This is a genomic window from Geobacillus sp. LYN3, from assembly GCF_003064505.1.
Lineage (GTDB): Bacteria > Bacillota > Bacilli > Bacillales > Anoxybacillaceae > Parageobacillus_B > Parageobacillus_B toebii.
In genome coordinates this window covers 1,370,741-1,392,670 of sequence record NZ_QCWL01000001.1, presented here as the reverse complement: position 1 = coordinate 1,392,670, position 21,930 = coordinate 1,370,741, and the positions used below count along the sequence as shown (strand labels likewise).

General features: G+C 40.4%; 26 protein-coding genes. 4 read left to right on the top strand and 22 right to left on the bottom strand.

Going from position 1 to position 21,930, the window contains the following annotated elements; translation table 11 throughout:
- Positions 1-40 precede the first annotated feature (40 nt).
- From DCC82_RS07305 to DCC82_RS07255, 11 genes are all read right to left on the bottom strand, one after another.
- Positions 41-1,981 (bottom strand): stage V sporulation protein D, encoded by a 1,941-nt coding sequence (locus DCC82_RS07305; RefSeq protein ID WP_097354286.1) that lies wholly within the window; start codon positions 1,979-1,981, stop codon positions 41-43.
- A gap of 71 nt (positions 1,982-2,052) precedes the next feature.
- Positions 2,053-4,266 (bottom strand): penicillin-binding protein, encoded by a 2,214-nt coding sequence (locus tag DCC82_RS07300; RefSeq protein ID WP_015863350.1) that lies wholly within the window; start codon positions 4,264-4,266, stop codon positions 2,053-2,055.
- Positions 4,267-4,272: 6 nt separating this feature from the next.
- Positions 4,273-4,626: a cell division protein FtsL gene (gene ftsL, locus DCC82_RS07295; RefSeq protein ID WP_015863349.1), complete on the bottom strand. Its 354-nt coding sequence runs from the start codon at positions 4,624-4,626 to the stop codon at positions 4,273-4,275.
- A gap of 43 nt (positions 4,627-4,669) precedes the next feature.
- Positions 4,670-5,602, bottom strand: coding sequence for a 16S rRNA (cytosine(1402)-N(4))-methyltransferase RsmH (gene rsmH, locus DCC82_RS07290; RefSeq protein ID WP_015863348.1), 933 nt, complete (start codon positions 5,600-5,602; stop codon positions 4,670-4,672).
- Between the two features lie 334 nt (positions 5,603-5,936).
- Positions 5,937-7,565, bottom strand: coding sequence for a bacillithiol biosynthesis cysteine-adding enzyme BshC (gene bshC, locus DCC82_RS07285; protein ID WP_108430297.1), 1,629 nt, complete (start codon positions 7,563-7,565; stop codon positions 5,937-5,939).
- A 98-nt stretch (positions 7,566-7,663) separates the two neighbouring features.
- On the bottom strand, positions 7,664-8,050 hold the full coding sequence (locus tag DCC82_RS07280) for a DUF3397 domain-containing protein (protein ID WP_015863346.1): 387 nt from the start codon (positions 8,048-8,050) through the stop codon (positions 7,664-7,666).
- A complete protein-coding gene (locus DCC82_RS07275; protein ID WP_108430425.1) occupies positions 8,043-8,942 on the bottom strand; it encodes a 2-dehydropantoate 2-reductase in 900 nt (299 codons plus the stop codon). Before DCC82_RS07275 ends, DCC82_RS07280 begins: the two co-directional genes overlap by 8 nt.
- Positions 8,943-9,040: 98 nt before the next feature.
- Positions 9,041-9,634 (bottom strand): RsfA family transcriptional regulator, encoded by a 594-nt coding sequence (locus tag DCC82_RS07270; RefSeq protein WP_089097040.1) that lies wholly within the window; start codon positions 9,632-9,634, stop codon positions 9,041-9,043.
- Positions 9,635-9,704: 70 nt separating this feature from the next.
- Positions 9,705-10,469: an enoyl-CoA hydratase/isomerase family protein gene (locus DCC82_RS07265; RefSeq protein ID WP_015863343.1), complete on the bottom strand. Its 765-nt coding sequence runs from the start codon at positions 10,467-10,469 to the stop codon at positions 9,705-9,707.
- Positions 10,470-10,602: 133 nt separating this feature from the next.
- Positions 10,603-10,776, bottom strand: coding sequence for a 50S ribosomal protein L32 (gene rpmF, locus DCC82_RS07260; protein ID WP_003251950.1), 174 nt, complete (start codon positions 10,774-10,776; stop codon positions 10,603-10,605).
- Between the two features lie 63 nt (positions 10,777-10,839).
- On the bottom strand, positions 10,840-11,385 hold the full coding sequence (locus tag DCC82_RS07255; RefSeq protein WP_062678275.1) for a YceD family protein: 546 nt from the start codon (positions 11,383-11,385) through the stop codon (positions 10,840-10,842).
- 145 nt (positions 11,386-11,530) lie between these two features.
- Between DCC82_RS07255 and DCC82_RS07250 the strand changes: the two genes are divergently transcribed.
- The gene (locus DCC82_RS07250) at positions 11,531-12,736 is read left to right on the top strand and encodes a nucleotidyltransferase (RefSeq protein ID WP_062678276.1); all 1,206 of its coding nucleotides are present in this window, start codon (positions 11,531-11,533) and stop codon (positions 12,734-12,736) included.
- Positions 12,737-12,753: 17 nt separating this feature from the next.
- Here the strand turns inward: DCC82_RS07250 and DCC82_RS07245 are convergent, their stop codons facing one another.
- Positions 12,754-13,770 (bottom strand): SepM family pheromone-processing serine protease, encoded by a 1,017-nt coding sequence (locus tag DCC82_RS07245; protein WP_015863340.1) that lies wholly within the window; start codon positions 13,768-13,770, stop codon positions 12,754-12,756.
- Positions 13,770-14,555, bottom strand: coding sequence for a patatin-like phospholipase family protein (locus tag DCC82_RS07240; protein WP_041269610.1), 786 nt, complete (start codon positions 14,553-14,555; stop codon positions 13,770-13,772). The genes DCC82_RS07245 and DCC82_RS07240 overlap by 1 nt, the downstream gene beginning before the upstream one ends.
- 151 nt (positions 14,556-14,706) lie before the next feature.
- Here DCC82_RS07240 and ylbJ point away from each other — a divergent pair, with 151 nt between their 5' ends.
- Positions 14,707-15,927 carry a sporulation integral membrane protein YlbJ gene (gene ylbJ, locus DCC82_RS07235; protein ID WP_062678278.1) on the top strand — a complete coding sequence of 407 codons (1,221 nt, stop codon included), beginning with the start codon at positions 14,707-14,709 and terminating at the stop codon, positions 15,925-15,927.
- Positions 15,928-15,971: 44 nt separating this feature from the next.
- Here ylbJ and coaD read toward each other — a convergent pair whose 3' ends face one another.
- Both coaD and rsmD read right to left on the bottom strand, forming a co-directional pair.
- Positions 15,972-16,481 (bottom strand): pantetheine-phosphate adenylyltransferase, encoded by a 510-nt coding sequence (gene coaD / locus DCC82_RS07230; RefSeq protein WP_015863337.1) that lies wholly within the window; start codon positions 16,479-16,481, stop codon positions 15,972-15,974.
- 3 nt (positions 16,482-16,484) lie between these two features.
- Positions 16,485-17,054: a 16S rRNA (guanine(966)-N(2))-methyltransferase RsmD gene (rsmD, locus tag DCC82_RS07225; protein WP_108430296.1), complete on the bottom strand. Its 570-nt coding sequence runs from the start codon at positions 17,052-17,054 to the stop codon at positions 16,485-16,487.
- 377 nt (positions 17,055-17,431) lie between these two features.
- On the opposite strand from rsmD, the gene DCC82_RS07220 reads away from it, so the two are divergent.
- Entirely contained in the window at positions 17,432-17,821 is a 390-nt protein-coding gene (locus DCC82_RS07220; protein ID WP_015863335.1) for a DUF7147 family protein, read from the top strand.
- A gap of 51 nt (positions 17,822-17,872) precedes the next feature.
- Here the strand turns inward: DCC82_RS07220 and DCC82_RS07215 are convergent, their stop codons facing one another.
- From DCC82_RS07215 to DCC82_RS07190, 6 genes are all read right to left on the bottom strand, one after another.
- Positions 17,873-18,154 (bottom strand): YlbG family protein, encoded by a 282-nt coding sequence (locus DCC82_RS07215; protein WP_062753515.1) that lies wholly within the window; start codon positions 18,152-18,154, stop codon positions 17,873-17,875.
- A gap of 22 nt (positions 18,155-18,176) precedes the next feature.
- Positions 18,177-18,623, bottom strand: a complete 447-nt coding sequence (locus DCC82_RS07210; protein WP_015863333.1) for a YlbF/YmcA family competence regulator — start codon at positions 18,621-18,623, stop codon at positions 18,177-18,179.
- Positions 18,624-18,724: 101 nt separating this feature from the next.
- Entirely contained in the window at positions 18,725-19,117 is a 393-nt protein-coding gene (locus DCC82_RS07205) for a hypothetical protein (RefSeq protein WP_015863332.1), read from the bottom strand.
- A 40-nt stretch (positions 19,118-19,157) separates the two neighbouring features.
- Positions 19,158-19,391 carry a YlbE-like family protein gene (locus tag DCC82_RS07200; RefSeq protein ID WP_015863331.1) on the bottom strand — a complete coding sequence of 78 codons (234 nt, stop codon included), beginning with the start codon at positions 19,389-19,391 and terminating at the stop codon, positions 19,158-19,160.
- 11 nt (positions 19,392-19,402) lie between these two features.
- A complete protein-coding gene (locus DCC82_RS07195) occupies positions 19,403-19,792 on the bottom strand; it encodes a YlbD family protein (RefSeq protein WP_015863330.1) in 390 nt (129 codons plus the stop codon).
- Between the two features lie 105 nt (positions 19,793-19,897).
- Positions 19,898-20,908: a CAP domain-containing protein gene (locus DCC82_RS07190; protein WP_062753634.1), complete on the bottom strand. Its 1,011-nt coding sequence runs from the start codon at positions 20,906-20,908 to the stop codon at positions 19,898-19,900.
- Positions 20,909-21,190: 282 nt separating this feature from the next.
- On the opposite strand from DCC82_RS07190, the gene DCC82_RS07185 reads away from it, so the two are divergent.
- The gene (locus DCC82_RS07185; protein ID WP_015863328.1) at positions 21,191-21,550 is read left to right on the top strand and encodes a YugN family protein; all 360 of its coding nucleotides are present in this window, start codon (positions 21,191-21,193) and stop codon (positions 21,548-21,550) included.
- 49 nt (positions 21,551-21,599) lie between these two features.
- On the opposite strand, the gene DCC82_RS07180 is transcribed toward DCC82_RS07185, so the two are convergent.
- Positions 21,600-21,893 (bottom strand): Asp23/Gls24 family envelope stress response protein, encoded by a 294-nt coding sequence (locus DCC82_RS07180; RefSeq protein ID WP_015863327.1) that lies wholly within the window; start codon positions 21,891-21,893, stop codon positions 21,600-21,602.
- Positions 21,894-21,930 lie beyond the last annotated feature (37 nt).

The window sequence follows — 21,930 nt, the reverse complement described above, 5'->3', positions numbered from 1 at the left end:
CATCAGCCGCCCCCTTGATATATCGATATATTGATCGCTTTCATCGAACTTCTTTTTTAGAAGACATCTTTGATGCTAAGTAAATGCGAATAGTGGAACCTTCTTTCACTTTCACCCCAGGTTCTGGGGCTTGCTCAATAACAACATCACCTTCTCCACTAACATCTAATTTTAAGTTAAAAAGTTGCTCTTGCAAGTCTTTTTTTGATAAGCCGATTAAATTCGGAACTTCGACCATTTTCGGATCATTCCACGCCCGTTCTTTTTCTATTTGGCCTTTGCGTGGTTTCACGCCAAGTGTACGTAGACTATCCTCCATAATTTTTCCGACGATTGGAGCAGAGACGACACCACCGAATTGAACCGTTCCTTTCGGATTGTCGACAGCAACATAAACGACAAGCTGTGGGTCATCCGCCGGTGCAAATCCGATAAAAGAAACGATATGATTATCTTTTAAATATCGGCCGCCTTTCGCTTTTTGTGCCGTTCCTGTTTTTCCGCCAACACGATACCCTTCTACATAGGCGCCTTTCCCTGTCCCTTGAGCAACAACGCTCTCTAGGGCATAACGAATTTGTTTCGACGTTTCCTCGGAAATAACGCGTCGCTTCGCCTTTAGTGTATTGCGGCTTACTACCTTTCCTGTTTCAGGATCAACCCATTGCTTCGCAATATATGGCGTGTACAAAATTCCACCATTTACTGCCGCAGAAACAGCTGCCACTTGCTGAATCGGTGTCACCGACACCCCTTGCCCAAAGGCCGTTGTTGCTTGTTCGACAGGCCCAACGCGTTTCAAATCAAATAAAATTCCGGTTCCTTCCCCCTGCAAGTCAATGCCTGTTTTTTCACCAAAGCCGAACTTCTTAATATACTCAAACAATCTTTCTTTCCCTAGGCGTTCCCCTAACTCTACAAAACCTGGGTTACAAGAGTTTTGCACAACTTCTAAAAAAGTTTGCGATCCATGCCCGCCTTTTTTCCAGCAACGTAATGTTGCACCGGCAACTTTTACATATCCTGGATCATAAAAATGATCTTTCAATAAATTTACTTTTTTTTCTTCCAACGCCGCAGCAAGCGTAATAATTTTAAACGTCGAACCAGGCTCATAGGTGCTCCAAATCGGCAAGTTGCGATTATAGATTTCCGGCGGTACAGTTCGATAGTTTGCCGGGTCAAACGTCGGACGGCTCGCCATTGCCAAAATTTCTCCCGTATTCGGGTTCATCGCAATCGCAATAATGCCGTCTGGATTATACTTTGCTTCGGCAATATCGAGTTCCCGCTCCACGATTGTTTGGATACGCGAATCAATCGTGAGCACTAAATTTAGCCCATCTGTTGGCGGCGTATAATCATCTGCCATATTAGGCATTCTTTTTCCTTTTGCGTCCGAATAAAATTGCACCGAACCGCGTTGCCCGCTCAATTCCTTATCATAATAAAGTTCCAGTCCCGTCAAACCTTGGTTATCGATGCCGGTAAATCCTAAAACATGGGACAAATAACTGCCGAACGGATAATAACGTTTCGTATCTTCCGCAATATATACTCCTTTTAAGCCGAGTGCCCGAATTTCTTTTGCTTTTTCATTCGATATTTTTCTGCCTTCTGGAATGCGTTCGATCGATGTTTTTTTCGTAATATGCTTATACGCTTTTTCGATGGGCATATTTAACACCTTCGCTAACTTTTCTGCCGTCTCAACCGGATTTTCAATCTGCCGCGGGATAACGTAAACCGTTGGCGCGCTCATATTCGTAGCGAGCGGAACGCCGTTGCGATCCAAAATTTCTCCGCGCTTCGGCTCAAATGGAATATTTCGGCTCCATGAATCTTTCGCTCTTTCTGTTAACATATCACCTAATATAAATTGAACATATCCGAGACGAATGTCAATAATCGCAAAAATAAACACCCCAACTAGAAACACGATCATCAGCCGTTTGCGGACAGTGACGTGGGAAACACGCATATAGAGGAACCTCCTTTATGATAGGCTCGTTCCACTATATGCTTGTACGCTTCATTATAGAACGTCTTAAATCAATCAACTGGACCATCACTTTTTCTATCTGATGCTTCTTTTTGTTCTTGTTCCATTCTTTCGTTCCATTTTCGCGGTTCTTCCAGTTCTACAATTAAGTAATCACCTTTCTTTACTAATGCACCTGGCCGAATATTTTGGCTGACAACATACCCATTTCCTTTCGTGCTCGGACGAAGCTCTAGCAGTTCCGCCACTTTCATTACATCGCGCAGCGACCAGCCCCGGACATCTGGCATCACTGCCTTCCCATCCGTTTTAAGCACAACCCGTTCCCCAGCGATTACTTTATCACCAGATAACGGTACATGTTCTTCAATTTGCCGCCCATTTCCAATTACAATTGGGACAAGCCCTTTTTCCTTTAGTTCTTTCACTACTTCTTCTGTAGAACGACCCGCGTAAGAACCGATTTCAATTCCTTTTGATTTTTCTTTTGACGCCTTCTTATTGGAAGAAGGCTGAATGTGCAAATATTGAAGACTATTTTTCATCACGCTAGTAAAAATATGTGAAACAGGAGCTGCCCCTGTCTCCGTATAGGATAGTTTTGGCTGCTGAACTGCGACATACATAATTAAACGCGGGTCTTCTTTCGGGGCCATTCCTAAAAAAGAGAAAATATAGTTTTCATAGCCGGTTAAATATCCTCCTCTTGGTGACGGAATTTGTGCTGTTCCTGTTTTTCCAGCAACTCGGTACCCTTCAATTTGATACGGACGCCCCGTTCCTTTCTCCGAAGTAACTACCGTTTCTAATATATCTAACACTTGTTTAGCCGTTTCTTTTGTAATTGGTTGTTCCACTACTTCTGGCTTGTTTCTTGCAATCACTTTTCCTGTATCCGGATCAACAATACGATCGACCACATATGGCTTCATCATTTTTCCGCCGTTTGCAATCGCGGTTGCGGCTTGAATTTGTTGGATTGGTGTCACCGATGTTCCTTGACCAAATCCTGTCGTTATTCTTTCAATCGGATATTTGTAATGAATTTGCCCTACCGCTTCTCCTGGAAGGTCTATACCAGTTTTTTTGTCAAAACGGAAACGATGCAAATATTGCAAAAAGCGGTCTTCTCCTAACTTTTCTTTTACTAAAATAGAAAAAGCGACATTAGAAGAGCGTTGGACTCCTTCGTTAAACGTAATCGTTCCCCAACCTACTTTGTTATGGTCACGAATAATATTTGGTCCCACTTTATAATAGCCAGACCGATACTGTTCATTCCCGTTATACACACCTTCATTAATGGCAGCCGCAAGCGTAAAAATTTTCATTGTCGAACCAGGCTCATACGGATAGGAAATCGCATCGTTGAAATAGTTTTGTATATTGCGCTTATTTGGATCAAAACTCGGTCTTGTTCCCATTGCTAAGATCTTTCCTGTTTTCGGATCTGCAACAATCGCAATTATTTTTTTCGGCTTATATTGTTTTTCCACATCGTTCATCGCATCTTCTAAAAACGTTTGAATCTTTTGATCGATCGTTAAATAAACATTCGCTCCATTATCCGGTGGAACGACGGTTTCTTTCGTATTTGGAAGGCGAAATCCGCTGATATCCCCGGCAAAAGATACGTAACCGTCTTTTTCACGCAAATGCTTATCTAAGCTTTTCTCAATCCCCATTTTTCCAACTGTTTCATTTTTTTTATTATTTTTTTGTACGTAACCAATTACGTACGAGGCAAAATTGCCATTTGGATAAAATCGTTTTGTATCACGAATAAACCCAATCCCTGGCAGATTTAATGCTTCAATTTTTTCTTTCAGTTCATAGCTAATATTTCGTCCATTTGCGCCAAATTCCACTTGTTTTGCATCTTTTGTTAAAATTCGTTTCACTTCATCTACATCCATCTTTAGCAATGGGGCTAATTTTTTTGCTGTTTTTTGTGGGTCAACAACATGTCTCGGATGATCAGGATCTGTCGTCATTTTTGGATCAAGGACAGCTATAACTGTATATGACGGCACATCTTGAGCAAGCACTTCGCCATTTCGGTCAAAAATGGTTCCGCGCTTTGCTTCGATCGTTCGCTTTTGTTTATACTTTTCCTCCGCCTTTGCCGCTAACACTTGGCCATCAGCAACTCCCGTTACCTGCAACTGAATAAAACGAGCCAATAACACAAAAAAGAGCAGACTGAATAAGAAAAATAATATAGCTGCTCCTTTATGTGTATTGCTATGCTTTTTCCTTTCCATCGGCGATCATTCCTGTACAACTTTTACATTATTTTCGTTTAGTGAGAGACCGAGTTCTTTCGCTTTTTGCAAAATCCGTTCATATGTGCTTAATTGTTGAACTTCAACATATAAATCATTATTTTGCTTTTTCTGTTCTTGAACCGTTTCTTGTAGCTGTTGAATTTCTTTATTTACTTGATAAATCTTCACTTGATTGGACACAATATGCACTGCTGCATACATAGCAAATACGCAAAACGATAGGAATAAAAGCTTTTCCCCTAACGTAAAGCGAATTTTTAGCTTTCGTTGCTTTCTAGTGCGCGGACGTGATGACGGACGTTGTCGTTCATGAATTTTTACTGCCGTATTATTCATTGTTTTTCCCTCCTGTCATTAGTGATTCAACATCGTTTTTTGTTCATAGCTTTTCGGCGATACGCAGCTTTGCGGAACGCGCGCGATGATTATGTTCGATCTCTTCCTCGGAAGGGACAATCGGCTTTTTCGTGATAATTTTTAATGCCGGGCGGTATTGATCAGGAATGAGCGGAAGCCCAGGAGGAAGCTGTGGGCCTTGGCTTGCTTCTTTAAAAGCCACTTTACAAATACGGTCTTCTAATGAATGGAACGTAATAACACTAATTCTTCCACCTGATTTTAATAAATCAATCGCCTGTGTAATCGCCTCTTTGAATGCTTGCAGCTCATCATTTACGGCAATTCGTATCGCTTGAAAAATTCGTTTGGCCGGATGCCCTCCGCTTCGCCTTGCCGGCGCCGGGATAGCTTCTTTAATGATGTCAACTAATTGCCCGGTTGTTTCAATTCGCTTTTCTTTGCGAACTTCTTCGATTTTCCTCGCCACTTGCTTCGAAAATTTTTCTTCACCATAATGGAAAAAGATATGTACGAGCTCCTCATATGGCCAATGATTAACGATATCATAAGCCGTTAATGATTGCTCGCGATTCATTCGCATATCTAACGGTGCATCATGGTGATAACTAAATCCTCGTTCTGGTGTATCTAACTGCGGTGAGGACACTCCTAAGTCAAACAAAATTCCATCCACTCTATGAACTCCCCTCGCCGTTAGCTCTTCCGCAAGAAAGCGAAAATTTCTGCGAATAAACGTCACCTGTTTTTCATAACGAGCTAATCTTTTTTTCGCATACTCGATCGCCATATCATCTTGATCAAACGCAAATAGTCTTCCGTCCTCTGACAGTTGTGAAAGTAAATATTCACTGTGTCCTCCACCGCCAAGGGTGCAATCGACATAAATTCCATCCGGTTTTATATGGAGTCCATCTACTGCTTCCTTTAATAGCACTGTCGTATGTTGAAACACATGTTCACCACCTTTAATCACTCATTGCTGCAACATATGGTATACGAAAATAAACGTCGTGGAAAATCAGCTAGGAAAGCTTCGTTATTCATATAGAGCGATCATTTACTTATTATACTGCAAAACACAACAAAATTTTAGCTTTTTTTGTAAAAACTCGTCTTCTTCTGTTTACTTTTGTCGTATTTCGGCAGCTCACAATAAATACGAACTAATATTTGTTATTTTACTTTTATTTCCATTTTAATTTCTGTATGTCTACTATTTCATTCCGATAAAAAAAAATCCTGCATAAAACAGGACTTTTCTTTTCGACTTTTTCTTGTAAAAACTATTATATATATACAATTTTATGCATGCCGTTCCATTTATAATCAAGCTGCAAAAGTTTTTCTAAAAAATCAAATCCATATTTATTGATGTAATAGAAAATATTCCAAATCCTCTCCTGTGGCGCTTGATTCGGCATTAACGACATTTCCACGCGGGAAAATTTTCGCAACTCCACCTCATATTTCCTTATTAATGCTCGTTGCAACGTTTGCTGAAGAAAATCGATTTGCGCTTGAAGAAGAGTTGCATTTTTCGCCAACAACCCTGCTAATCCGCGATCAATTTCCATTCCAAATTCCCGAAGCGGGCGATGAATTTCTTCGATTTCCGCTTTTGCTTTCGCAAACATTTCTTCAAGCGGATAACGAGTTTGCTGCGCTAACCATTGCTGTTTCGCTTCTTCTAGCCGTCCTTTGAAAACATCCATGATATCGATCCCGATTTCAGCTAAATCGGTTTGAATGGAGCGTTCTACAATAGTGATGTTGACACGCGGGATGACTGGCGGCATTTTGAAACCAAATATCGAAAACGCCTCTTTCAGCTCTGCCCAATATGCAATTTCTCCAGGACCAGCGACAAACGCCAATGTCGGCAACAAAAATTCTTGCATAAGCGGCCGGGTCACGACATTATTGCTTAAATGGCCAGGTTTGGTTTTAGCAAGTTGTATTAATTCATCTTTGGAGAAAACAAATTCTCCTTTTTTACTATGAAATACCTCTTTTTGTGGATCATGCTCGAGCAGCCACCGTTGTCTCCCATCATAATAAAACAAGTTTGCACAATGCGGCTGAATATCTAACGTATTTTTATATCCGAGCTGCCGAAGCTGATGCTGCTTTCGCAAAACAGCATCCGTCACTTCGCGATGGCATTCAATCAAAGCAGTAAAAAAGCTGCTCTCGATGGCGCGCAACGGGACATCGGCTGCATTAAGAACAACCAATCCTTCAGAAGCAAATAGACGTAAAACGATAGCAGCAAAAAAGTCAACGAACGTTTTCGATTGGCCTAAACATCGAAGCAGAAAATCAAGCAACTTATTTGTCGTTTCTGTTTCTCCATATGTTTTTACAATATCGGTTATCCAAGTCGAACAAACTTGATGATCTAACGGTAAATCCGATACCATACGCTTTTCCTGCGGAATATCGGGATAAACATACTTTTTAATTTTTCCATCTTCTGCAATGTACACGTGGTTTACTTCGGCAATATCATGGTCTTCACCAGCAATCCAAAAAAGCGGAACGACCGGCACACCTAATTTTCTTTCTTGCTCTTTAGCAAGCTTGATGATCGAGATAATTTTATAAATCGTATAAAGCGGTCCGGTCAGCAATCCTGCTTGTTGCCCGCCTACTACTACTACACTTTCAGGATCAAGCAATTTTTCAATATTATCAAATGTTTCGGGACTCGCGTGAAATTGTTGATGATACGAACGTAAATATTCAACAAGCTCGCGGCGTGGATATGTTCTTTCTTTTATGTCACGCAGCCGCCTATAAAACACATCGTCCGCCTGAAGAGGGTAAGAAAATCCTTTTTCCGTCGGAAAAGTACCGTTTATGTAATCGGTTGCTAACGGTGTTGTAGCAGCCAAAGAAATTTCCCGAACTTCCATTTTTAGAAACTTCCTTTCTTATGTATGTTCTTTCATGAGTATAGCATTTCTTTTTTGCAATGAAAAAACAGTTGCTCACCGTCATTCAAGTTTTTTATTTATAAATTGCTAGATACTCTCACAATCATTCCATAGACGAGAAGACTAAAATAAAGCGAGGAAAACAATAAGAAGTTTGCCCGCCAAAACAAGCGAAAAACAGCGGAAAAGTGAAAATCTTCTTTTTTGCGCCAATATCCGACCGCGATCAACATATGCATGATAAGTAAAAAGAAGACAATGTGCCATAAATACGATTTTCCGGAAAGGACGGTAGCCAAGAAATGAACAGCAATAATAAAAAAAAGCGTCGAAACATTCACTGCCGCATAAAACGATTTTCGTTTTCTTTTTAACAATTTACGAGCAGAATAATAAACGAGAAAAAATGATAATAACGGCATCGTAACGAACGCCGCAATCAGGTGGGCAAACAGCTCATTCATTTTTCGTCCCCCCTTCTTCCAACCCCTTTATGGCATAAAATAAAAATTGTGAGAGCGGCAGCGCAATGCCAAGCTCTTTTCCTTTTTCTAAAACATAGCCTAAAATGGCGTCAATCTCTGTTTTTCGGTTTTGGGAAATGTCCATTAACATTGATGAATAATTTTCTGCTGTCTTTTGACAAACACTCACAATATGTTCCCATGCCTTTTGTTCGTCTTCGATCGGCAACACTTGCTTCAGCTCGGAAAACAACAATTTCATCATTTCATAATATGGTTTCACTTTAAGCAAATCCCCGTTTTTGATGCGTAAAAGCGCTGTCAGCGGATTAATGGCTGCATTCACGATCAATTTTTTCACTAACATATTCTCCCAATTATTAGCAAATTCAAATGGAAAATCAGAGATGCTCTTTGCCGATAAATTTACAGCTTGTCCAAATGTGCCATACAAGCTTGCAAGCACAATTTTTCCAATTCCTGTATGTTCTACCGTACGATCATCATGTTTGAGTGCACCGTGCTCGACAATTCCAACAATAATATTTTTTTCCATGAGTGGAGAAAGCAACTTAATATGCCCCATCCCGTTTTGTAGAAAAACAACCGTTTTCACCTGATCAAACAGGTTTCGGTGATTGATAATCGTTGCAATATCATACTGCTTCACCGTTATAAAAACAAGATCATCGTTAATGTTCGCTTCCGCAAATGTCATGGCTTGAAGTGAAATACGCTTTGTTTCTCCGCGTTTCACAAACCGCAATCCTTCGTTCATTAATCGTTGTGCTTGTGCTGAACGTCTTGTATAAACAGTGACTTCATATTCATTACTTAAATAAGCAGCGATTAATAGACCAATGGCTCCGCCGCCAACAATTCCAATTTTCACAATTTCTTCCTCACCTTCCATCAATCCATGCTATTCCTATTTTAGCAAATAGCCAATTTATCCGCTAAGAAAAAAAAGCAGACGATGGGGTCAGCTTTTTACGATTTTTCCACTTTTTCTAGGACCGTGTTTCCCGAGAGTGGAGCTTTTCGTTCTTGTTCTTCTTCAAGCTCCGCCATTTTTCTTGCACGTTCCATAATGGCAAGCAATGTTTTATACTCCTCTTGAACAGCAAATAGCTGTTTTTGCAATGCTTCTTTCTCGGCTTGGAGTTTTGTAATCATTTGTTGTAATTGCTCCATGTCTTTCTTTAAAGCACGGTTTTCATCCGCTATTCTTTGCGAATCATGCGCCTTTTGCCCATGTGTTTGCAAAAATGTGATGACATCAGACCACGTCAAGCTTTTGTCTGTTATTTCCTCTTTCCTTTTTCGTTCTCTTTCTTCACTAGCCGCAGCCTCTTTTTTTCTCTCCTTTCTCTGTTTTTTCGCTAGTTCAATTTCTTCTTTATACTGCTTTCGAACATAGGAATTCCATCGAAAGCCGCATGCAGCTGCGGTGCGTGACAAAAGCTGTCCTACTTCTTCAAAAGCCTGAAGCTGCGTACCTCCTTCGCGAATATAGCGCAATACGACTTCTGCCAATAGCAAATCTTCGTCTTGCGTCCACGCATCCTGACGTACACTTGTCATCTTCTTCCCCCTCTATAGCTGCTTTTTTACTATATTTATGCAGCTAATAGAAAAGATAGAAGGGAGAAAATTATGATTTATTTAAAAAAGATTGGATAGCTCTTTTATGTTCTTCTGACCCCCATAATTCGGAACAACGGCGGATTTCCGCAAAAAATCTCATCCGAAATTCATCGCTTTTCCACTTTTCTGCAGCTGCCATTTTATATGCACGCAATACAGAAACTGATTGTGATAAATAAGGGGCAAGCAGCTCGCGGCATTCTTCCCGCAAATTGTTTCCTGGCAGCACCGCGTGTATCCATCCATACTCGTACATTTTTTCTGCGCTTATTCTTTCTGCACGCAAAAGTATATCAAGCGCTTGAGTGTACGGAAGTTTTTCAAAAAGCATTGTCGCTCCGCCCCACCCAGTCGTTATTCCAAGTTTTCCTTGAATAAAGCCGATTTTACTTCCAGATTTCGCATAGCGGAAATCACATGCTGATGCTAACTCACAACCGCCGCCAATAGCAGTGCCGTTAATGAGCGCGACAGTTGGTTTAGACAACGTAAGCAATGAATACAAAATCGTCCCCATTTTTTCTAACATTTGTTTTGCATTTTCTGTCGTATGTAAATGTTGAAATTTGCTTAAATCCCCTCCTGAACAAAACGCTTCATCACCTGTTCCCGTAATGACAAGCATTTTCACATCATCATTTTTTTCTACCATCGCAATCGTTTCTTCCAGCTTGTCCATTACTTCAAAATTGATCGCGTTTCGTTTTTCGGGGCGATGAATAGTAAACCAAATAATCCCATTACTGTCATATTCCACTATAGCTACTTTCATATTTTTCCGTTTCCTCCTTTCCTTAAAATCAATTGGGCATCGTGCGGGCATTTTCCTGCTTATTTTCATAGCTAAAAATAAAAAAACAACAAGCACAAGTACTTTCCTTCCTTGTGCTTGTTGTTAAAGATAATTATTTGTTAACAACTTCTCTTCCTTTGTAAGTTCCGCAAGATTTGCATACGCGATGCGCTAATTTCATTTCACCGCAATTTGGGCATTCTACCATGCCTGGCACTTGCAATTTAAAGTGAGTGCGGCGCAATCTTTTTCTTGTTTTTGATGTTCTTCTAAAAGGTACTGCCATGCTTCCCACCTCCTTATCAGCATGTCGAAGTATCAAAAGCCCGGATCATCCCGGCTACTTCGCTTACTCTTTTTTGTCTTTATCAAAAAACTTCGCTAATGCAGCAAGACGAGGATCGATTTTCTGTTTGGCCTGTTCTTCTGCCATCGCTTCCCAAAGTTCTTCTTTAATGACTTCCCAGCCTTCTCCAGACTGCGGAGCCCCGTCCTGCACCGTTTCTTCTTCCGCAAATATTTGCAACGGAATTTCCAAAAGAATAAGTTCTTTGATAATCGGTAACAAATCTACTGTTTCGTCTTTCACTAGATGCGTATCTTCATCTGTCGATACTACATCATAATCATTCATAAAAAATGTTTCCGTCGTTTCGACCGAAAATGGATACGAAACGTCGACCAACGTCCGCGAACAAGGCAGTACCATCGTTCCCGACACTTGCAAGTGAAACGTAAATTTTGTCGAACCGATATCTGCCCTTCCCTGTACATGCACAGGCGAAATATCGCGGATCAGTTTATCAATCTCTTTTAAATCAGAGACATCAACATATTCATCAATAACGATTTCTTTATGATGAAACTGATGAAGCTGATGGACTGTCCATTTCATAAAAAATCACCTCAAGACAACAAAGAAAATTATACGTTTCGTTTTCCTATTTGTCAATATTTTTTCTTTACAGTATAATTGTTGTCAGTTTATATACAATTTATCACTCTTTTGAAAAAAACAACTAAACAGCAGGGAGAGCAAAATGAAAGCGGTCGGAATCATTGTCGAATATAATCCGTTTCATAACGGGCATTTATATCACTTAGAAGAAACCAAAAAACAAACTGGAGCAGATTGCATTATTGCCGTCATGAGCGGAAATTTTCTGCAGCGCGGAGAACCTGCGCTCGTATCAAAATGGGCGCGAACAAAAATGGCATTGTCAGCCGGGGTAGATATTGTCATTGAGCTGCCGTATGCATTTGCGGTTCAATCTGCTGAACGATTTGCCAGCGGCGCGGTTACATTGCTTCATTCCTTATTTTGTGAAGAAATTTGCTTCGGAAGCGAAAATGGAAATATAACCGCATTTATCGATGCGGCAAAAACGTTTTTAGAGCAAAAACAGCAGCATGACAGTTATGTGCAAGAAGCGCTTCAGGAAGGGGTAAGCTATCCGCGGGCGAACGCAGAAGCCTGGAAACGATTGAACGCCACTAACCTTGATTTATCTAAGCCGAACAATGTGCTCGGTCTTGCGTATGTCAAAGCGATTTTACAAAAACAAATTCCGATCACTCCTCGTACGATTCGCCGCATCGCTTCCGATTATCATGACAAAACGTTCTCTCATCCATCGATCGCTAGCGCGACAAGCTTAAGAAAAGCGCTTAAAGGGTCGCTTGCACATTTAGAAACCATCGCCCCGTATATTCCAGGCACTACAAAACAAACACTCGAGCAATATTATGATACATACGGCATGTTTCATGAATGGGAAGCCTATTTTCCGTTTTTAAAGTATCGCATCATGACAGCGGAAGAGGCGGAGCTGCGCCAAATTGCCGGCGTTGACGAAGGTATCGAACACCGCTTAAAGCAAGAAATTGTTGCTGCCCCGACGTTTTCCGCTTTTATGAACTCGATCAAAACAAAACGATATACGTGGACGAGGCTGCAACGAATATGCACTCATATTTTAACGAATTTTACAAAAGACCAGCGAAAAAAAACAGAAACGCCGACATATATTCGTTTGCTTGGAATGAGCAGCAACGGGCGCCGCTATCTACAACATGTAAAAAAACATCTGCCGCTTCCGCTCGTTACAAAAGTGTCAAATTTAAAACATGACCCGATTTACCAGCAAGAAAAAAAGGCGTCTTTTGCTTATGCCGCAATATTTCCTGAACCTGCTCGCACCAATGTGCTGAAAGAGGAGTACGCTACTCCTCCTCTTTTGCAATAACAGCCGCTTTACGATGGTTATTTTAAATTTTCTAAATAACGAATCGCATCATCAAACGTATCGACCGGAACAATTTTCATTTTTGTTCCGATTTTTTTTGCCGTTTTCACTGCTTCTCGATAGTTCGAATCTGCTGCCCCATTTTCGTTTGGTGCAAAGAAAATTTCTGCTCCCTCCCGATCAGCAGCAACAATTTTTTGCGAGATGCCGCCGATCGGTCCGACTTCGCCATTCATATTAATCGTACCTGTACCGGCAATTTTATGCCCTTTCGTAATATCTTCTTCGACAAGTTGATTATAAATTTCTAACGAAAACATTAATCCTGCTGATGGCCCGCCGATTTGTTCCGAATCAATGCGGACTGGCGGGTTTGTAGCAATGTCATAATCGGTAGTAAGCGAAACCCCTATACCTATTTGTTTTGGATTATGCGCAAATGGCATTAATGTAAGAGTTGCCTCTTTTTCCTTTTTACCGCGCACAAATGTAATATGAACTTTATCTCCCTTTTTCTTTGTACGAATATATTGCACCATTTGTTCCGATGTATCCATCCTTTTTCCATCTATTTTAATAATGCGATCGCCAACTTTTAATTGCCCCTCTGCCGGCATATGTGGAAGCACACTCATCACGTATACGCCTTTTGCTTTATAAGAAACTGGTTTCCCCGCTTTTTTATAGGCAACAGCAATCGCTGCCTCTTTTGACTGCTCCATAAGCTGAAGCTGACGCATTGTATATTCCTCATCTGTTTCCCCTTCTTGTTTTATTTCTTCTAACGGATATAGTTCATAAAAGGAGCGAACATGTGCAAGAAAATAGGAAATAGCATTCGCCCGTCCCATTTTCACCGTTGTTAGCATAAACGTTCCTTCATCATCATCATCCCCATGCTCCACATGAACAAGCGGCTTTAAGTCTTGCGCAGTTCCAGGCATCGTAACGTAATAAGGAAATTTAATAAAAATAAGCAACAATGCTACGATGACGCCAAAGAAAAATGCAACCACATACATTCGTTTTTTCATCAGCGTGAATGCTCCTTCCAGTTTTGAATTGCTTGGCGGATTTCTGGCACATATTTGCGTGTTTCCTGTTCCCCGATAGCAATAATTTCCTGTGCATGAGTAAATGCTCGCGAGCTATATTGCTCTACGTGCGGCCGAATCATCACATCGGAGGCAAGTTGACGATGGCGGACAAGCTCGTCTTGCAGAATATCAATGCTTTGTAAAATCACATCAAATATCGACGTAATTTCTCCGTCCACTTTCACATGGGAAACATCGACTGCAATAACAATATCCGCACCCATTTCTCGGACAACGGAAACGGGAACGCGATCAACAACTCCTCCATCTACAAGCAATCGCCCGTCTACCCTTTCAGGGACAAAAATACCGGGAATGGAAATGCTGGCTCGTACGGCGCGGGCAACATCCCCTTGGCGAAACACCACTTTTTGACCTGTCTGTAAATCCGTTGCTACAATTGCCACCGGGATGGACAGTTCCTCAATTTTTTTCCCTTTTGTGAGAAGCCGAATAAATTCGGTAATTCGCTTTCCAGCAATTAGCCCCATTTTTGGAATTGTAAAATCGATGTAGTCATTTCGACGAAACGACTTTGCTAACTTATATAAACGCTCAAGACCGAGACCGCTAGCATATAGAGCAGCGACAAGCGCCCCGATGCTACTTCCGGCTATGTAGGAAATTGGGATTTTCTCCTCTTCCAATACTTTCAGTACTCCAAGATGCGCGAAACCTCTCGCCCCTCCAGAACCTAGCGCTAACCCAATTTTCGGAAACACCGTTTCTCTCCTCTCTACATGACCACCTTGTTTCATCTTATGGTCTAAAACTCCCCCCTATACTCGTATATTAAACTATATGAGGTTGTACACGTAATATGGTGTTAAAAAGGGGAGAGAGGATGTGTCGTTACCAGGAGGCAGAACAGATATGAAACCAAAAGCAAAAACCGTCTTTCTCGCTTCAACGGTTACTTTATTTGCACTGTCATTAATTTGCTACCCTCAGCAATCATTAGAAGCATCCATCCGCGGTTTAAATATGTGGTGGGAAGTCGTTTTTCCATCACTATTACCTTTTTTTATCGTTTCTGAATTATTGATTAGCTTCGGTGTCGTTAATTTGCTTGGAGTTTTGTTAGAACCGCTTATGCGGCCGCTTTTTAGAGTTCCTGGCGTCGGCGGTTTCGTTTGGGCAATGGGAATGGCTTCCGGCTATCCATCAGGAGCAAAACTAACTGCACGGCTTTATCAAGAAAAACAAATTTCTACGATCGAAGCAGAACGGTTAGCCTCATTTACTAATTCATCCAACCCATTGTTTATTTTTGGCGCGGTGTCGATCGGATTTTTTCACAATCCAAATCTTGGCATTATTTTAGCACTTTCCCACTATATAGGAAACATTTGTGTAGGAATGATTATGAGATTCCATGGAAAATCACAAGAAAAAGGAAAGCAAAAACGACCGAGTCATTTGTTTCCTTTTCCTTACGCATTCCGAGTGCTTCATGAAACCCGTCTAAAAAACGAACAGCCGCTTGGAAAATTGTTAGGAGACGCCGTTCGGTCTTCTGTACAAACATTGTTGATGATCGGTGGGTTTATTATTCTCTTTTCCGTCATTAATAAGCTGCTTTACATGATGCATATTACGGAATATATATCCTTTATTTTCCAGTATATTCTTCACTTATTTCAACTTCCAAAAGAACTAAGCATCCCGATGATTTCCGGTCTATTTGAAATTACGCTCGGCAGTCAGATGATTAGCCAAACCGATAAAGCCGAACTGTTGGAAAAAGCCATTGCAACAAGCTTTATTCTTGCTTTTGGCGGATTTTCCGTGCAAGCACAAGTAGCAAGCATCCTCGCTGAAGCAAACATCCGCTTTAAACCATTTTTTATCGCCAGAATCATGCATGGATGTTTTGCCGCATGTTTTACATATATACTATGGAAACCGCTCTACGTCCACCCAGCCGATGGAAATATGCGCGTTATTCCAACATTTTTAATAGAACGCTCACCAAGCTGGATCAACCATTATTGGGAGCTGTTGCATCAATTCGGACCAATCATTACGATCGTCTTTTTATGTCTATATATATGGCTTACTGCTGCTCAATGGCAAAAAAAGGTCAAAGAATAAAGACAAAATAAAATTAGGCTGACTTAAAAGAAGCTTCTTTTAAGTCAGCTTTCATTACGTTCGTTAGAAGTAAGGGAAGCAAATTTTTTTCTCAGCGCTTCCTCTACAACAGGTGGCACTAAGTCGGAAATATTGCCATTATACTTTGCTACCTCTTTGACAATACTGGAACTTAAAAAAGCGTATTGGCTATTTGTCATCATAAAAAACGTCTCAATATTTTCATCAAGAACACGGTTCATCGACGTGATTTGCATTTCATATTCAAAGTCGGACACAGCCCGCAAACCACGCAAAATCGCACTCGCATTTTTACTGCGCGCATAATCGACAAGCAGGCCGTGAAACGATTCAACAATCACATTTGGAAACGGCCGCGTCACTTCCCGCAACAGTTCTATCCGCTCCTCAACAGAAAATAACGGCTTCTTTGAAGAATTATTAAGTACCGCTACATACACTTGATCAAACACTTTTGCCCCTCGCCTAATAATATCTAAATGCCCATATGTAACCGGATCAAAGCTTCCTGGGCAAACCGCAATGCTCGCCATGCCCTATTCTCCTTTCTGCACATCCATGTACCGGTAGATTGAAACCGCGGTAATTCCATATACTTCATGTTTCCACTTTACAAGACGACCAACTTGTTCGGCAAGATGTGTTTCGGCAGAGTGTTCCACAACGACAGCACCATCTTTTTCAAGAAGCTCATGTTCATCAATAAACGAAAGGATTGACTGCAATTTTTGTTCTTTATATGGAGGATCAAGAAAAATCAAATGAAAACGAAGCCCGCGTTTTATAATTGCCCTCAACGCTCTTTCTGCATCATTCCGATATATTTCTGCCTGTTCTAACAGTCGACACGTTGCAACATTTTTTTTGACGGTTTGCACCGCTTTTGCGTCATGGTCTACAAAAATGACTCGGTCAAGCCCGCGGCTTAATGCTTCAATTCCAAGACCGCCGCTGCCACTAAACAAGTCAAGGCCCATCCCGCCGGAAAAATACGGACCAACCATATTAAATATCGCTTCTTTCACTTTATCTGTCGTCGGTCTTGTTGATATTCCTGGAACCGCTTGCAGACGTCTACCTTTACATTTTCCTGAAATTACCCTCATTGCTTTCACCACATTTTGACACAATTTCGCAACATTATCGTATCATAAACTTTATTATAGTAAAACAGCTGAAAATTTCATAGTAACATGTATATAAAATTAGCAAACCGGCCATAATGAGTAATGGCAACATCCATGCGGATGTTGTTGCCAACCACGGAGAAGACTTACGTTTCCCCATAAGTTCTTCCTCCGGTTTCTCCTCTCCCTTTTCTTTTCCTTTAGTTTACTTGTTCCTTCCGATGCGCAAGGGGCAAGTAAACGTAAAGGACCCCTGCAGATCATAGGCTGCAGGGTTTTTTTTTATTTTTCCATTTGAAATTTTGTTAAACAATGATTAAAGTTATGTATGGACAAACATAGTAAGGGGGATATAGATGATTCAGCGTTTTATAGAGCTAGGGGAAGGTTATTCAGATATATACGAACTAATTGAACTCGCCAGAGCAAATCGGCATCGTTTGTCTGGACTTTTTGCTTTTCATACGGTGAAAAACGGCCGTCCGGTGACATCGTGTGTTGTCGTTTTGCATCCAACAGATCCAGGGGATTTTCAACCGTTGTATATTTGCCGGGAAGGAATTCCAAATCCGCGTGTGAAACCAAATAAGCGATACGATTTATTTGCCCAACTAGCGAAAGAACTAGGAATGGAGATTATTCATTTAGAAGTGAAGCCTTCGACATTTTTTGCTGAATTAGATTTATACTATCAACACTTAATTGGCATTATGCGGATGAACCGTTTTATCCCTCCGCTCCAATAGTGGCGATAAAAATAAAAATCGGCTGACTTTCCAAAGAAAATCAGCCTTTTTTTACTCCGCCGAATATCCTAATGGATAAGAGGAGTCTTTTTCTTTTTCCCCTTTTGATTCGAATTCTAGCTTTAAAAATGGTCGATAAGACGGTTCGACCCGCTTTACAAACGGCAAGGAAGCAAGCTTTTTCATCATTTCATCGACTTGCTCCATATCACAATATAAAACCGCATATTTTAACCGTTTCGAAACATAATGAATATTGCCAAATTTGCGCAGATGTTTGCTATGCTTTAATGAATGCAACCAGACAATAATCCCTTGGCGTTTTGGAAACATACCACCATTCCCCTTTTATATACTATGTGCGGCAGCCGCAGCTTCCCCCTGCTCCGCATCCTCCCGAACAGCTGATGGACAAAAAATACGGGTTCCCTGTCGGCACTTTAATTTGATCTGATACCGCTTTGCCAATTAACACGCTAATCTCATCTAACAGTTGTTGCATGGCATTTTCCGCCTTTTTAAACGCAGCAATCGTCTCATGAAAATCAAGTTCACGTTTTATTTCACGCACTTCTTTCATCACGCTATGATAATCAGGATGATATTTTCCAAATCGCTGTACTTCCTCATAGCGCTCTTTTGCCTTTGTAAAACGAGCGATAATATCTTGAGCAACACGATCTTGTTTCAGTCGTTGAAAACATTGGCGGTATTCTTCTGCCAATTCCGATTGTACAATCATTTTTGCTAATGCTTCTGCTTTATCTAAAATCTCGAGACGCTCGAGAGTTGCAATGATCACGTTTTGGCACCTCCAATGTAATGATACCATGAGATGAATCAGAAAGGAAAGTAATGAAGTTGCGCATTAAAAAAAGTCTGACTTGCTCGTCAGACCTTTTTCTAAGAGATCGTTACTGTAAACTCATGTGACAATCCAGTTATCTTTCCATCGTTGTACATAAGCTCAAGGCGTATCACATGTTTTCCAGTTGGTAATCCTCGCAACATAAATGCCGCTGTATATACTTCATCTATTTTTTGTCCATTTATATATACGTTTATGTGTCCCCCATTCGTTCCTTTTCGAAACGGAAAATCAGCGACAATACACTCAATCAATACATCTTTCCCTTTCACAACATGCTTGACTTGAAATGATTTATTCTCCTGATTAGTCATAGCAAACGCAACATTTGGGATATTTGTTTCTGGCGCCGGTTTATCGTTTCCGCACGCTCCTAAAACGACGAAAAGAAATAAAAGCAAAATAACGAACTGCTTTTGCAAAGACATCACTCCCCTTTAGGAAGTAGTCTTTGCTTTTTTGCAAAAATTAATCACGCATCGCTTGAAACATATGAAGCATTAATGAAACCATTTGCAAGGAATTAGCGATTTTCTCCACTTTATGTGGAATCGTCTGCTCATAATAATGAAGCGCCTCAAGTTCAAATGATGGCAGCTTATGTGGGTAGCGGGAAAGAAGGCGATACCAGCGCGGCTCTTTGCGAATAAAAGATTGCAGCATTTTTTTCGTTCGAATATATTGTATAACCTCTTTTCTCATTGGCACCCCCTCTAGTCTTTACGAAATGAAAACGGATGTTCATCTTTCGTTATCCCCATATGCTGCTTTTCATTTCCTTGAAATTGAGTAATAATGTTTTGGATTGCGTCAATCGCTTGTTGAACACTCGCGAGATGTTTTTGTACCTCATTAGCATCCATATTTTGTATTACATTTGCAATTTTTTCAATCCATCTATTACTACTTTTTTCCTTGCGTTTTATTGGCTCTTGATTTTGTTTATAGGCTTCCCAAATTTCATCATCCTCACCAAATAAATACCAATCTTCATAAAACTCTTTCCACGTTTTTTGACCATTGCGCACTTCTTGAATTATTTTCGGATGCTTTTTCACAAACTGTTTAAATTTCTCCACCGAAGGATGTAGATGCTTTTCCATTGAATACCTACTCCCCTCATCGACTCACGCCTATCTACCATATACTATTGCCTATATATGATTTACGTGCGCCCATTTTTTCTTTACATCGACAAAATCGCTATTTTATTTCCATAACCTTAAAAAATCTTGAGTATAATAATCACCAGAAACACCTACACCAAGGTAGGTAAATTGTTCGCTTAATAATGTTTCTCGATGGCTTTTGCTGTTTAGCCATCCTTCCACCGCCTCAATACCATCCATATGATGTGCGGCAATATTTTCTCCCGCCATTTCAAATTTAATATTTGCAGCCAATAGCCGATCTTTTAAATCACCATTTTTTGGAGATTTATGAGAGAAAAAGTGATGATCTTTCATATCTTTACTATGCATATAGGCAACTTTTGCTGCTTCCTCATGCCAACGAAGTGGCTTAACACGGTAACGTTGGCGAATAACGTTTGTAATATCAAAAATTTGTTTTTCATTCGCTATTTCCACTTCTCGTTGCTGTTTGGAAGATAAAGGGGCTGAATTAGGTAAACTGCCACGGTAAACAAGCTCATATGGCCTCATTTTTACGAATACTTCCCCAGTCATAAGCCGAATGCTCGAAATCTTTCCGGTAAAACGATCTACATATAATTGCGCGTAGACGTTGCCAACTTTGACAATCGGCCGAGAGGCGTAATCTTGTTCTGACAGCTCAAAACGATACATTCCTGTTCTCAATTTTATTTCAACATTGGATAAAACAGGCATCGTCTTAAACACTTCTTGAAGGGGCTGACCGATGTAAAATGGTTTTACATTCACATTCTCTCCGCATACAAATGCCGTAACAACACGCCCATCCATCATTCCAATTTGAAAGTATGTGCTTGCGCTCCGATTATAGATCCACCATTCATAATCATAAGCGGAAGCATCAATTCGTGTCGGCGAGCCGAATTTCTTTTTTACATCTCTTTCTGTTTTTCCAATCATTGAAAGCATGCCGCTTTCGACTTTCGGTTCTTTTACCATATAGTCTTTCGGCTCTGTTTCTTGAGGCGGGCTAAGCGGTGGTGTACTTGGCGCAAAATAATAAAATCCAATGATTAGCAATAACACAAGAAAAAACCATTTCACACGGCAACTCTCGCTTTCCGAAAAAAGATATCCTATTGCCATTATAGCCGTTTTTCTATGGCAACAAAACGTAAAAAAAGAATTCCCCTGCTTTCCAGGGGAATTTCGTATACCAGACATTTATTCAATAAAATAATGAATGGAGGACAAAAATTTATCATAAATTGAAAATATCGCAAAATGACGAACAATTGATTGAAAGTCGTCCGCTTTCATACTATTATAAATGAAGGGGCATTTTTCTTTTCCGTATACTAGGCTTTGTCGATAGGAGGAATAGATATGAAATTTGAAAATACTGGTATCGAAAACCAAACAGCGGAGCTTTCCCGTTTAGATGATCTAATGGAAAAATTTAAATTTATTAGAGCTTCTCAATGGGACTATGAACGGGTTACATACGATCGGAAATTTCAAATAAAGGGGGATATTTACTATCTTCGTGTTCAAGGATACGCCATTGAGGGAGACGTTGATTCCCGCTATGCACTCATTAAGTTACTTCCTCCAATTTTAGGAAAATATTATTATCCTCATGGCGTAGAATACGGCGACGATGAACATTTCCCTTCTTCATTGGTAAATCAATGCCAAACCATTTTATCACAAATAAAAGAAGAACTTGACAAAATTCAAGACTAATCCAAAATGCGAAAAAAAACGCATGAGGGAAATCTCATGCGTTTTTTCATTACATAGCCAGATGTTTTACAACAACATGTACCTTATCGACAGTAAACGGCGTCATTGCCTCAATTTCCTCTGTAATATGTTTTTGCAATTGCTCACATAATGAAATAATCGGTACTCCCCACTTTATTACTATCAGCGCTGTAACTGTACAGAGGCAATCTTCCTCAATGGCCACATGGACTTCGCAATCATCAATAACAATTTCGTTTAAGTCTTTCAAACACATCATAACAATAGTCAATAAGGTCGCTTGCGTTGCACTCAACTTTCGGAATCGGACGATCGTTTTCATCCCCCTCTCCCTCTTTATTAGCTTCATACGAACAATA